Source organism: Micromonospora sp. NPDC050784 (assembly GCF_044456765.1).
GTDB lineage: Bacteria > Actinomycetota > Actinomycetes > Mycobacteriales > Micromonosporaceae > Micromonospora > Micromonospora foliorum.
Genome location: NZ_JBITGG010000013.1, coordinates 112,231 through 124,845, shown reverse-complemented (window position 1 = coordinate 124,845; position 12,615 = coordinate 112,231). Strand labels below are relative to the sequence as shown.

The 12,615-nt window shown below is 73.2% G+C and carries 9 protein-coding genes; 2 read left to right on the top strand and 7 right to left on the bottom strand.

Annotated elements, in window-relative coordinates; translation table 11 throughout:
* Positions 1-161 precede the first annotated feature (161 nt).
* From ACIBD9_RS19260 to prmC, 4 genes are all read right to left on the bottom strand, one after another.
* Complete coding sequence (locus ACIBD9_RS19260) at positions 162-2,273, bottom strand: transglycosylase domain-containing protein (RefSeq protein WP_396719359.1); 2,112 nt, start codon at positions 2,271-2,273, stop codon at positions 162-164.
* Between the two features lie 106 nt (positions 2,274-2,379).
* Positions 2,380-2,991 carry a phosphotyrosine protein phosphatase gene (locus tag ACIBD9_RS19255; RefSeq protein WP_396719357.1) on the bottom strand — a complete coding sequence of 204 codons (612 nt, stop codon included), beginning with the start codon at positions 2,989-2,991 and terminating at the stop codon, positions 2,380-2,382.
* Positions 2,992-3,639 (bottom strand): L-threonylcarbamoyladenylate synthase, encoded by a 648-nt coding sequence (locus ACIBD9_RS19250; protein ID WP_238661293.1) that lies wholly within the window; start codon positions 3,637-3,639, stop codon positions 2,992-2,994.
* Positions 3,639-4,586 (bottom strand): peptide chain release factor N(5)-glutamine methyltransferase, encoded by a 948-nt coding sequence (gene prmC / locus ACIBD9_RS19245; RefSeq protein WP_396719355.1) that lies wholly within the window; start codon positions 4,584-4,586, stop codon positions 3,639-3,641. The genes ACIBD9_RS19250 and prmC overlap by 1 nt, the downstream gene beginning before the upstream one ends.
* A 73-nt stretch (positions 4,587-4,659) precedes the next feature.
* On the opposite strand from prmC, the gene ACIBD9_RS19240 reads away from it, so the two are divergent.
* A complete protein-coding gene (locus ACIBD9_RS19240; protein ID WP_387168613.1) occupies positions 4,660-6,204 on the top strand; it encodes a diguanylate cyclase domain-containing protein in 1,545 nt (514 codons plus the stop codon).
* A 152-nt stretch (positions 6,205-6,356) separates the two neighbouring features.
* Here the strand turns inward: ACIBD9_RS19240 and prfA are convergent, their stop codons facing one another.
* Positions 6,357-7,445, bottom strand: coding sequence for a peptide chain release factor 1 (prfA, locus tag ACIBD9_RS19235; protein ID WP_396719353.1), 1,089 nt, complete (start codon positions 7,443-7,445; stop codon positions 6,357-6,359).
* Positions 7,446-7,578: 133 nt separating this feature from the next.
* Positions 7,579-7,803 carry a 50S ribosomal protein L31 gene (gene rpmE / locus ACIBD9_RS19230; protein WP_030333150.1) on the bottom strand — a complete coding sequence of 75 codons (225 nt, stop codon included), beginning with the start codon at positions 7,801-7,803 and terminating at the stop codon, positions 7,579-7,581.
* A gap of 275 nt (positions 7,804-8,078) precedes the next feature.
* Between rpmE and ACIBD9_RS19225 the strand changes: the two genes are divergently transcribed.
* Complete coding sequence (locus ACIBD9_RS19225) at positions 8,079-8,975, top strand: AAA family ATPase (RefSeq protein ID WP_396719351.1); 897 nt, start codon at positions 8,079-8,081, stop codon at positions 8,973-8,975.
* A gap of 44 nt (positions 8,976-9,019) precedes the next feature.
* Here the strand turns inward: ACIBD9_RS19225 and ACIBD9_RS19220 are convergent, their stop codons facing one another.
* The gene (locus ACIBD9_RS19220) at positions 9,020-12,514 is read right to left on the bottom strand and encodes a phosphodiester glycosidase family protein (RefSeq protein WP_396719349.1); all 3,495 of its coding nucleotides are present in this window, start codon (positions 12,512-12,514) and stop codon (positions 9,020-9,022) included.
* Positions 12,515-12,615: the final 101 nt, after the last annotated feature.

The window sequence follows — 12,615 nt, the reverse complement described above, 5'->3', positions numbered from 1 at the left end:
CGCTCGCCGCTCCCCGCTCCCCGCTCCCCGCTCCCCGCTCCCCGCGATCTTGCACTTTGTGTTGCCGATTTGCGGACCTCGACACCTTTTGTCACGGCAGGAAGTGCAAGATCGGCGAGTGGGGTGGGGTGGGGTGGGTGGGTGGGGGGTGGGGGTTGGGGTTAGTTGCCAGCTTGGGGTTGGGTTTGGAAGGCGGTTCGTTCGCTCGGCGGGACGAAGTCGCGGACCGGTTGGTCGCGTAGGGCGAAGGCGAGCACCTCACCGACGGCGTCCACCATCTGGGCCTGCACCGCCTGACCGACCGCGTCCCGGGGATCGTCCGGGTTCGCGGCCATCGAGGCGACCGCGAGCTGCGGAGTGAACGCCACCACCGTCTCCGTCTCGTACCGTTCCGAGCTGCCGGTCTTGCCCGCCACCGGACGGCCGAGCTTCGCCCGCAAGCCGGGAGCGGTGGCGCCGTCGCAGCGCCCGTACATCGACTGGTCGCCGACCGGGCAACGGGCCGCGTCGGTGGCCGCCCGCGCCACGTCGGCATCGAGCACCTGTCGGCAGTCCGGCTTGGCGGCCTCGACCGGCCGGCCGCCCGAGTCGGTGATCGAGACCACCGGCAGCGGCGCGCACCAGGTCCCCTCGGCCGCCACCGTGGCGTACGCGGTGGCCAGATCCAACGGTGTGGTGGCGGCCACACCCAGCGTGAACGGACCCCAGTCCTTCGCGCCGTAGCGGGCCAGCTTGGCGTCGGACTCGGCCCGCAGGACGATGCCGAGCCGCTCGGCCATCTCCACCACCCGGTCGGCGCCGACCCTCTCGGTGAGCCAGGCGAAGTAGGTGTTCACCGAGCGGCCGAACGCGCTCCACATGGTGCGGGGGCCGTCCATCGACGACGGGCTGGCGTTCGCCGGGCACCACCGCCCGTCGCAACTCGCCTCCCCTGTCACCGGGAAGCGGGTGAGCAGCTGGGTCGGCGCCACGAAGTCCGTCGACAGCGGCAGGCCGGACTCCAGCGCGGCCAGCAGGGTGAAGAGCTTGAACGTCGAGCCGCCCTGGTACCCCTCGATCGCGCCGCCGCCGGCAACCAACTGGTTGACGGTGTTCGGGCGGTTCTTCTGCCCGACCGGATTGCCCGCCACGCTGTAGGCCCGGTTGACCGACATCGCCAACACCCGCCCGGTGCCCGGTTGCACCACGGCGGTGGGCACCGCCTCGGCCCTGGTCGTCGGGTAGATCCTCAGCACCTGCTCGGTGGTGGCCCGCTGCACCCCCGGGTCCAGCGACGAGACGATGGAGAACCCGCCCCGGCGCAGCGCGCGCTGCCGCTCGTCGGCGGTCGCCCCGAACGCGGACTGGCTGCTCCACCAGCGGGTGAACCAGTCACAGAAGAAGCCCCAGTCGTTGTGCGCGTCGGGCACGCCCGTGCAGTCGTTCGGGGTCTCGCTGGGCCGCAGCTGCAACGGTTCGGCACGCGCCGCCGCCGCCGCGTCCGCCGGCACCTGCCCCGACTCCACCAGCCGCTCCAACACGTACGACCGCCGGGCCACCGCGCTGTCGGCGTCGCCGTTGATCGGATCGTCGCTGTCCGGCGAACGCACCAGACCGGCGAGCAGGGCCGCCTGGGCCAGGGTCAACTCGGCCGGGGACCGGGAGAAGTACCGCTTGCTGGCCGCCGCGATGCCGTACGCCCCGGCACCGAAGTAGGCGATGTTGAGGTAGCGGGTCAGGATCTCGTCCTTGTCGAGTTCCCGCTCCAACGCGAGCGCGTACCGCATCTCCTGGAGCTTGCGCACGGTGGTGAGTTCGGTGGCGGCGGCCCGCTGCGCCTCGGTCAGCCGGGGGTCGTTGCTGAGCACGTTGCGGACGTACTGCATGGTCAGCGTGGAGGCGCCCTGCCGGGTCCGGCCGTCGCGCTTGTTGACTGTGAACGCGCGCACCACGCCCCGCAGGTCGACCCCGCTGTGCTGGTAGAACCGGACGTCCTCGGCGGCCACGATCGCTCGGCGCATCACCGGGGCCACCTCGTGCAGCGGCACGTCCACCCGGTCCTCCTGGTAGAAGGAGGTGATCAGGGTGGTGCCGTCGTTGGCGTAGAGGTTGGAGCGCTGCGCGGTGGGCGGCGTACGGAGTGTGTTCGGCAGCTCCGAGTACGGCGTCGACAGGGCACTGAAGCCGATTCCGAAGACCAGGGCCGCGGGCAGTGCGGCGGCGGCCAGCACCAGCCCGGCCAGCACCCCGGCGATCACCACGGTCAGCAGTTTGTCGAGTTGGGCCCGGATCATCAGCTCTCCCCGCAGGAGCCGGTCACGCTAGGACCCGTTCAGAATGACCCGGAACGCACCTTTAGCCCTGGGTTTTCCCCAAACCCGGAGGAAACTCGCACCACGCTCAGGGCAGCAGCGCGCCGGCCAGCGGGTGGACCGTCTCCTCGATCTCGTCGGCGACCCGGCTGAAGCACTGGTCGCCACGACCCCAGGGGTCGTCCAGATCATCGGTGGCCAGCGCCGAGGCGCCCAGCCGCGCGTCGTGAGCCGCCGCCACCAGGGCCACCCCCCGGGCGTACACGGCCTCCGGGGTGGCGTCGCCCGGCGGCAGCGCGGCGGCGTCCACCGCGGCCAGCAGCCGGCCGAACTCGCCCAGCACGAACGTGCGGGCCGCCGCGTCCGGACGAAGCGCCACCACGTACTCCTGCTGGTCGGCGGTGGCGGTCAGGACCAGATCGGCGGCGTCGATGTGGTCCGAGCGCAGCTTGCGCGCCGCGAACCCCGCCACGTCCCCACCACGGCCGATGACCTGCCGTGCCGCCGGCGGGTTCATCTCCTCGCCCGCGTGCCAGCCACCCGTGCCGGCGCTGTGGCTGTGCACCAACTCCTCGGCCTGAGCCGGGTCCTGAGCACGCCGGGTCAGCCGCTCCCGCACCGCCAGGGCAAGCAGCCGCTCCGCCATCGGCGATCGGCAGATGTTGCCCATGCAGACGTGCAGAACCGTGAACGGGGGCACTCAGGCCGCCCGACCGTCGACGAGATCCGGCACCACGTCGCGCAGCTTCTCCAACGGGATCGCCCCGGCCCGCAACAGCTGCGGCACCTCACCGGTCAGATCCACGATCGTGCTGGGCACCGGGTCCGGGCAGGGCCCGGCCTCCAGGTACGCCCGCACCGAGTAGCTGAGCTGGTCACGCGCCTCGTCGGCGGTGACCGCGGCCGGCTGGCCCGTCTTGTTGGCCGACGAGACCGCCATCGGGCCGGTCTCGCGCAGCACCTCCAACGCCACCGGGTGCAGCGGCATCCGCACCGCCACCGTGCCGGTCTTGTCGCCCAGGTCCCACTGCAGGCTCGGCGAGTGCTCGACCACGATCGTCAGGGCACCCGGCCAGAACGCCTCCACGAGGTCCCGTGCGGCCGTGGGCAGCGAGAAGACCAACCCGTCCAGGGTGTGCCGCGAGCCGATCAGCACCGGCGGCGGCATCTGCCGACCCCGGCCCTTGGCATCCAGCAGCGCCTTCACCGCGTACGGGGTGAACGCGTCCGCGCCGATCCCATACACGGTGTCCGTCGGGAGAACAACCAGCTCGCCGTTCTTGACCGCCTCGATCGCCGCAGCGATGCCGCGGTCCCGATCGGCGGGCGACCGGCAGTCGTAGAGCATCACGAGGAGTCAGTCTGCCACGCCGCCCCGATCGGGGCGTGCTGGCCGTCCGCCCGTCGGGACGCGGTCGCGTAGCGGGGACGCCCGGTGAGGTCCAGATGCTCCGCGACAGCGGTGAAGCCGCCGTCCTCGGCGAACAACCCGGGCACCGCCGCGCCGTGGGTGTCGTCGTGCTCGACGCCGAACACGCCCCCGGGGCGCAGCAGCACCGCCGCCCGGGCGACGACCGGCCGGATCACCACCAGACCGTCCGCACCGCCGAAGACCGCCTCCGCCGGATCGTGCCCGGCCACCTCCGGCGGGACCACCACGTCGTCCGGCACGTACGGCGGGTTGCAGAGCAGCACGTCCACCCGGCCCACCAGCTCCGCCAGCAGGTCCGGCGCGGTCACGTCGGCCTCGACCACCTCGATCGGCCGGTCCCCCGCCGCGGCGCGCTCCGCCGCGTTGCGCCGCAGCCAGGCAAGCGCCGCCGGGGACCGCTCCACCGCGATCACCCGCGCCCCCGGCACCTCCTGAGCCACCGCCAGGGCGATCGCGCCCGAGCCGCTGCACAGGTCAACCACCACCGGGTCGGGCCGGCTCCGGGCCTGCTCGACGCCCCAGCCGGCCAACAGCTCGGTCTCCGGCCGGGGCACGAAGACACCCGCGCCGACCGACAGCTCCAGGTGCCGAAACCCGGCCCGACCGGTCAGGTGCTGCAAGGGCTCACGCGCGACGCGGCGGCGGGTCAGCTCGTCGAGCCGCGCCAGCTCGTCGGCACCGAGGTCGTCGGCGAGCGCCAGCCGACCCCGGGGAACCCCCAGCACGTACGCCGCCAACACCTCGGCCTCCACCCGGGCGGAGCCGACCCCGGCAGCGGCGAGCGCACGGGCCGTTCGGGCCACCGCGGCCGACGGCCGGATGGGGCCTGTCCCTTCGGGGGGGTGTTGCGGCAAAGTACTCACGACATAATCATGAAGCGTCGCGAGCGACGTGACGAACAGGTGCGCCCAGGCGCGCACGACAGGAGGTTGGCGGGTGGGCTGGCTCGACCGGGTCGATGACCAGGTTGACGCCCTCACGCACGCCCGGGCGTTGCAGGAGGCCAGCCGCTCCGCGGAGGCGTACGTTCTGCTGGAGCGTGTGATCCGCACCACCACCGACCCGGCGGCACGGGCGGACGCCATGGTGCAGCGCCTCTCTGCGCTGATCAATCTCGGTCGGACCGCGGAGTTCACCCGGGCCATCGAAGAGGCGTCGGCGGCCGTCCGCGACCTCGCCGAGCCCTATCTGCACGGGCACCTCAACGCGCTGGCCGCACTCGCCGCGCACCACCAGGGCGCACTGGACCGCTGCGTCATGCACCTCGTCCGAGCGGCCCGGGCGCTGGGCGCCGTCGCCGACCCGGACCGGGACACCGCCTGGGGCTGGCACGACCTGGCCATGGCCTACAGCTACCTCAGCTTCCACGGGTACGCCCTGGGGGCCATCGAGCGGGCCCGGCAGCTCGGGCTGACCGCCGGGATCCCGGAGGAGACGTTCGCCGCGCCGGGCATCCGGCTGCGCAACGCCGTGGCCCTGGACCACAACGGCGACAGCGACGGTTGCCTGCGGGTGCTCCGGGACGTGGCCGCCGACCTGGCCCGCTTCGTCCGCGCCGGGCGGGCCGGCCAGCTGCGCCCGAGCAGCCTCGCCGCGTACGGCTACGCGGCGGCCCGACAGGCCGCGCTCGGCGACCAGGTGGCGACCGAAGGCGCCCAGCCGGCCCGGTTGATCAGCCACGGCGGGGACAGCGCCCGCGCCCGCGACCTGCGTCAGCTCGGGCAGGTGTGCCTCGCCGTCGCCGACGGGCGGCCGATCGAGGCGGTCGCCCGACTGGACACCGTCCAGGTGTCCAACGAGACGCTCGGGGCGGCCGAGCCGGCCCGGCTGCGCAGCATCGCGCTGACCCGCGCCGGGGACCACCTCTCCGCGCACCGGGCCGACCGGCTGGCGTTCCGGCTCGCCGCGCAACGCAACGACCGGCTGCGTGACGTCTACATCGACGGCATCGCCGCCCGCATCGACCACGAGGAGATGCGCCGCGAGGCGGCGCGCTTCGAGGGCGAGGCGTTGACCGACCCGCTCACCGGGCTGCCGAACCGCCGCCGGCTGGAGCGGTACATCACCGCCGTGGTCACCCGGGGCGAACGGGTGGTGATCGGCGTCTGCGACCTGGACGGCTTCAAGGCGGTCAACACCCGGCACGGGCACCACTCCGGCGACCTGGTGCTGCAACGCATCGCCGGCGTGATCAACCGGGTGATGCGCCGGGGAGACTTCGTGGCCCGCTACGGCGGTGACGAGTTCGTGGTGGTGCTGCCGGACACCGGCATGGCCGAGGCCGCCGAGGTCGCCCGCCGGATCGAGGCCGCGGTCCGCCTGGAGGACTGGGAATCGTTGGTGCCGGGCACCCCCGTCGGGGTGAGCATCGGCTTCGCCGAGGTCTCCGGCGGCAGCGGGCTGCGCGACGCGCTCAGCGTCGCGTTCGAGCAGGCCGACCGCGAGATGCTCCGCGCGAAGACCCGCCCCCGCGCCAGCTGACCACCCGGGCCGCTGCCTGACCGCCCGGGCGGGCCGCTGGCGTCGATCAAGGAGTTGTGGTGCCTCGCGAAAACGCCACGACGTGACAATTCGCCCACCGCAACTCCATGATCGACGGGGCGTACCGCCTCAGCTCGGTGTCGCGGTCGCGGTCAGCGGCGGGTCAGCTCGGTGTCGCCGGCGAGGCGGGCGGCCCGGTCGGCCTCGGTGAGGGCGTCCAGCACCCCGTCCAGCTCGCCGCCGAGCGCCAGATCCAGGTTGTACGCGGTGTAGCCGATCCGGTGATCGGTGATCCGGTTCTGCGGGAAGTTGTAGGTGCGGATCCGCTCCGAGCGGTCCACGGTGCGCACCTGGGCCTTGCGCGCGTCCGAGGCGGCGGCGTCGGCCTGCTCCTGGGCGGCGGCGAGCAGCCGGGCCCGCAGGATCCGCATCGCCTGCTCCCGGTTCTGCAACTGGGACTTCTCGTTCTGGCAGGAGACGACGATGCCGGTCGGCAGGTGGGTGATCCGCACCGCCGAGTCGGTGGTGTTCACAGACTGGCCACCCGGCCCGGACGAGCGGAACACGTCGATGCGCAGCTCGTTCTGGTCGATGGTGACGTCGACGTCCTCGGCCTCCGGCAGCACCAGCACCCCGGCGGCGCTGGTGTGGATCCGGCCCTGCGACTCGGTCACCGGGACACGTTGCACCCGGTGCACGCCGCCCTCCCACTTGAGCCGCGACCAGACGCCGTTGCCGCCGTCCGGCACGCCCTTGGTCTTGATTGCCAGGGAGACGTCCTTGACCCCGCCGAGGTCGGAATCCTGTGCGTCGATCACCTCGGTGATCCAGCCGTGCCGCTCGGCGTACCGGGTGTACATCCGCAGCAGGTCACCAGCGAACAGCGCCGACTCCTCGCCACCCTCACCGGCCTTGATCTCGACGATCACGTCCTTGGCGTCGTGCGGGTCGCGCGGGATGAGCAGCTCGGCGAGGCGCTCCTCCAGCACCGGCAGGGACCCGGCGATGGACTCCGCCTCGGCCGCGAAGGACGGGTCCTCGGCGGCCAATTCGCGAGCCGCGGCCAGATCGGCGCGGGCCTGCTCCAACTCGTCGGCGGCCTTGTGCAGCGGCACCAGCTCGGCGTACCGGCGGCCGACCCTGCGCGCGGTGGCCTGGTCGGCGTGGATGGCCGGATCGGCCAACCGCTTCTCCAGCTCCGCGTACTCGTCGAGAAGGCCGGCCAGACGCTCGCTGCTCATGCTGCGGATGCTCCTTCGACGGTGCGCGACGACCAGGCCGGGGCCGGGAGGCCGACGGCCGGGCGGAAACGGAGGAAAATGCGGACGGCGCCCGCGTCCGGCGGAAAACCGGACGCGGGCGCCGAACGAGGAGTTACTTGGCCTTCTTGGCCTGAACCTTGGCGTACTTCTGCTGGAACTTCGCGACCCGGCCGGCGGTGTCGAGAACGCGCTGCTTACCGGTGTAGAACGGGTGGCAGGCGCTGCAGGTCTCGGCGTGGATCGCCCCGCCCTTGGCGGTGCTGCGGGTCGTGAACGTGTTGCCACAGGAGCAGCTGACCTCGGTGGTCACGTACTCCGGGTGGATGTTTGCCTTCATCTCGCCTCGGTCCTCTCGTTGGTGGTCGCCGGGTCGCCGTCATCGCTCGTCGCGCCGTACGCGACGGGCTCGGGCGTGAACCGGAACCGGTGGCCGATTGACCAGTGTGCCATGGGCCTGAGCCGACCCGGTAATCGGGCCGCACACCTCGTCCGGCATCGTCAACACGTGCCTACCCGTCCGCATTCCCGCCGCCCGACGGGGCATTCGCGCACCCGGCGGGGAGCCGCCAGGTACCCCGCCCGGGGTACGCCCGCCGAGCCGGAGGTGCGTCGATGACCCGCCTGATCGCCACCCGGGGTCTGCCCGCCTCGGGTAAGACGACGTTCGCCCGCACGCTCCAGCCGTCCGTCGCGCGGGTGAACCGGGATGACCTGCGCCGGATGTTGCACGGCGAACGGCTGTTCACGCAGTGGGCCGAGGCACAGGTGACCGCCGTCCAGCAGGCTCAGGTCGAGGCGCTGCTGCGGGCCCGGGCGGACGTCTGCGTGGACGACACCAACCTGCGCTCACGGACGCTGCGTGACTGGGCCGACCTGGCCGCTCGCCACGGCGCGGATTTCGAGGTGCACGACTTCACCGACGTGCCGCTGGACGAGTGTCTGCGCCGCGACGCCGCCCGCCCGGCCGCCGACCAGGTCGGCGCGGACGCGATCCGCCGTCTGCACGAGCGGTACCTCCAGGGGCGGGAGCTGCCGTTGCCAGTGCCGCAGGCCCGCACCGGACGCCCCGCCGTGGTGCACCCGCCCTCGGCCGAGCCGCCGGAGATCGTTCTGGTGGACATCGACGGCACCGTCGCGCTGGCCGTCTCCCGCAGCCCGTACGACATGACCCGGGTGGGCCAGGACGAGCCGAACACGGCGGTGATCGCGGCGGTCCGGGCGATGCACGCCGCCGGGTACGGGGTGGTCTTCTGCTCCGGGAGGGACGCCTCCGCCCGCGCGGCCACCGAGGCGTGGCTGGCCCGGCACGTCCGGGTCCCCTACCTGGGCCTGCACCTGCGTGCCGTCGGCGACTCCCGGAAGGACTCGATCGTCAAGCGGGAGATCTACGACCGGGAGATCCGGGACCGTTATCGGGTGGCCGGCGTCTTCGACGACCGCGTCCAGGTGGTGCAGATGTGGCGATCCCTCGGCCTCACCGTCTTCCAGGTGGCCGACGGCGACTTCTGAGGTGTCCGGACGGGCCCCCGCGCGTGGGGGCCCGTCCGGACGGTTCACCCGGTGACGGTGATGGTGGCCTCGGCACGGGCGCCGTTGACCTCGACCGTCAGGCGTACCGGCGCGCCGGTACGCAGTGCCGTCAGGGTGCCGGTGGCCGGGTCGAATCGGGCGGTGTGCCAGGGGCGCACCCCGGCCGCCGAGCCGACGTGCACTCCCGGCGAGGCCGACCAGTCGGCGCTGACCGGTGCGGCCACCGGGACCGTACGCCCGCCGGGCTGGGTCAGCGTGGCGGTGACCGCCGCGGGGGTGCCGACCACGACGCTGGCCGGTGCGGCCACCGTGAGCCGGTCGACGTGCGCGTGGAACTCCGCGTCCACCCAGCGCGGGCCCTCGGCGAGCGGGTCACGGCGGGCCCGGTCCGCCTCGGCCGGGGTCACCGGGTCCACGCCGAACTCCGTCCAGCCGGTGAAGCCGCCCTGGTCGGCAGGGGTGGACGGCGTCTTGCCCGCATTGCCGTTGATCACATACGGCACCCCGTCCACCCGGTCGGCGTGGAAGGTGCCGACATGCCCGCCCACGAACAGCGCGCCCTTGCCGGTGCGGTGCTGGAAGTCGGCCAGCCACTGCTCCAGCAGCGCCGCCTCCTTGCGGTCGCCGAGCTGGCTGGCCTGCGCCGGGCTGGGGTCGCGCGGCGGGTGGTGGTGCAGGACGACGACCGAGCCCACGCGCCGGTCGGTGGCCGCCGCGTCCAGCGTCTCGCGGAGCATCCGTACCTGGTCGAAGCCCCCGCCGCGCAGCGTCCCGGTGGACGAGTTCAGCGTGACGAACCGGGTGCCGTTGTGGTCGAACACCCGGGAGGTGGCACCGAACGCGGCGGCGAAGTTGCTGATCGGGGCGCCCATGATCTCGTGGTTGCCGGGCACGTAGTACCAGGGCAGCGCATCGCCCAACTCCTCGTCGAGGATCCGCCGGGCCAGCGCGAAGTCGGCCGGGTAGGCGGTGTCCACGAAGTCGCCGTTGATGAGGAGGAAGTCCGGCCGGGCCGCCCGCACCTCGCGCAACGTCCGCCGGGCCTGGGCGACCAGGTCGCTGTCCGGGTCGGCGGCGACGAACTGGGCGTCGGAGAGCACCGCGAAGCGCCACGGCGCGCCGTCCACCGTGCCGTCGCGGACCACCACCCGATCGGTACGCGAGGCCACCTCCGGCACGTCGACCGTCGGGGGCACCTTCGCCACCAGGTCGTCGATGATCACCTCGCTGGTGTACTGCGCGGCGGCGTTCGTCTCGGCCACGTAGAAGCGGCGTACCCGCACCGGGTACTGCACCCCGGCCGGCACCGCGAACTCCACGTACCGCCAGCCGGTCCAGGTGATCAGTGGGCCGCGCAGCACGTGCTGGGTGTCCTGGGCGTCGTGCAGGTGCAGGCTGGGCCACTCCCCGGTGCCGTTGCCGTGGATCCACATCCCGAAGGCCTGCGGCTGACCGGGCACCTCGATCCAGGCGGGCGGGTCGGCGTACGCGGCCCGGGTGCCGGTGGACTGGCCGAAGTCGTACGACATGCGCAGGCCGGTGCCGGTGTGGCCCGGCGCCGGGGCGACCGAACCGCTGGCGCGGGCCTGGCTGAACCGCCAGGAAGCGGCGTCGTCGAAACCGGCGACCGGCACGTCGGTCAGGCCGACGGTGACCGGCAGGACCACGCTCGTGCGGCCGACGCGAACGGTCACCAGGCCCGAGCCGGTGTCCCGCAACGCGGCGACGGACAGGTTGCCGTCCCCGGTGGGGGTGATCCGCAGCAGGTCCCGGTCGTAGTCGATGGTGAGGTCGGCCGGCTCGATCGGCGCGGTGTTGCCTTCGGCGTCGTACCCGACCACGCCGACCAGGGCGTCACCGTCCCGGCCGGTCAGCCCGACCCGCGGCACGGTGGTGCCGATCCGGGCCAGCGGGCCGAGCACGGTGAGGTCCAGCGAGCCGGTGACCCGCCCCCGTGCGGCGGTGACCGTGCTGGCCCCCGGTGCGCCGGCGTGGAACACACCGTCACGGCCGACCCGGCCGCGTACCGCCGGGGTCGCCCGCCAGGTGGGAGCGCCGGCCGCCGGGCCGTACGTCTCGTCGTAGCCGGATGCGGTGAGGGTGCGGGTCAGCCCCGGGAAGACCCGGTCGGGCCGCCCACCTCGCACCGGTGAGACACCCGGGGCGGCGGTGGGGTCGCTGGCCGTCTCGACCCAGTAGCCGGTGAGTCGCCCGCTGCCCTTCGGCGCGTAGATGGCCAGGCCGTTGGGCACGGCCCGTTCGCTGCCGTCGGAGGGGCCGTTCTCCACCTGCACGGCGGGTGCGCCCGGCTCCCGGGCCAGCAGCGTGGACGACCCGCCGCCATCCAGGTTGAGCGCGTGGTGGGCGCCCAGCTCGGCCATCATCCGGCCCATCTCGGTCTGCGTCACGCCGCGGCTGTCGACCTGACGACCGTCCACCGTCAGCATGATCATCTTTCGACCGTCGGCGCTGAACCCGACAGCGGTGCGGGGGGCGAGGGTCGGATCGGCGATGGTCTGCACGACGCCGTCGCGGACCAGGACGTTGCCGCCCCCGACCGCCGCGTGCAGAGGGCTGCCGTCGGAGGGCTTCGGCCGCCAGGCCACCGCCACCGGGTCACCGGCGCGCAGGCCGGCCAGCGCGTCCGCGCCGAGGTCACGGCCGAGCAGCACGGTGCTGCCGGCGGCGATCGGGCCGCTACCGGCCACGCTTCCCACCGCGGCCACCCGACCGTTGGTCACGGTGACCTCGACCACCCGGGCCGCGCCCTCCACGGCACGCGACCGGGTGTACGTCCCCCACAGGTCGGTGAAGGCACCGATGCCGTCGGTCTGGACCATGTTGTTGAACTGGGTCAGCGGGACCGGCCCGGTGGGTAGGGTGGCGCTGCCGTCGAAGTTCACTTCGATCACCCGCCCGAGGCCGTTCGTGGTGACCGCCACCGCGTTGCGGTGACCGCTGACGCCGGACTGGATCAGCTCCCCGTCCCGGACGCCGACGCCCTGGGCGGCACCGGAGTTGTTGATGTCGAAGAAGTCGCCGTTGACCGCGGCGACCGCGCGCGACTGGTCCACCGCCTTTCGCAGTGGCTCGGCCCGGCTGACCGCACCGGAGTTGACGTAGTCGACGGTGGAGCCGCCGCCCAGGTCGGTGGTGAGCGCGTCGGCGCGCAGCCAACCCTCGGCGTCGTACCTGTCGAAGGACGTCAACTGCACGCCGGGCGCCACCGGCCGGGTGGCCTTCGTGGTCTCCAGCCCGCCGGCCGGCTCCAGACCACCAGTGCCGGCGGTCGGGGCGGTCGCGACTGTCGGGGCGGCGGCCAGACTGACCGAGCCGGCCGGGCGGGAGGACGCGGGCGGCGCGTCCTCCGCGATGGTGGGTGAGGCCACGGACGGTGAGGCCACGGTGGGCGGGGCGATGGTGGGAGCCGCAGTGGCCGGCGGCGACAGGGCCAGGGCGAGCAGCGGCGTCAGCAGCAGGACGCCGGTGCGGCGGGCGGATCGTCTGCGGGTACGCATGGACGACAGTCAACCCGGCCATGAATAGAAGTTTCAATACCTGTCGACTGAACCGAAGGAAAATTCCATCAACTCCCCGGCGCGGGCGTCGGGCCCGGGGA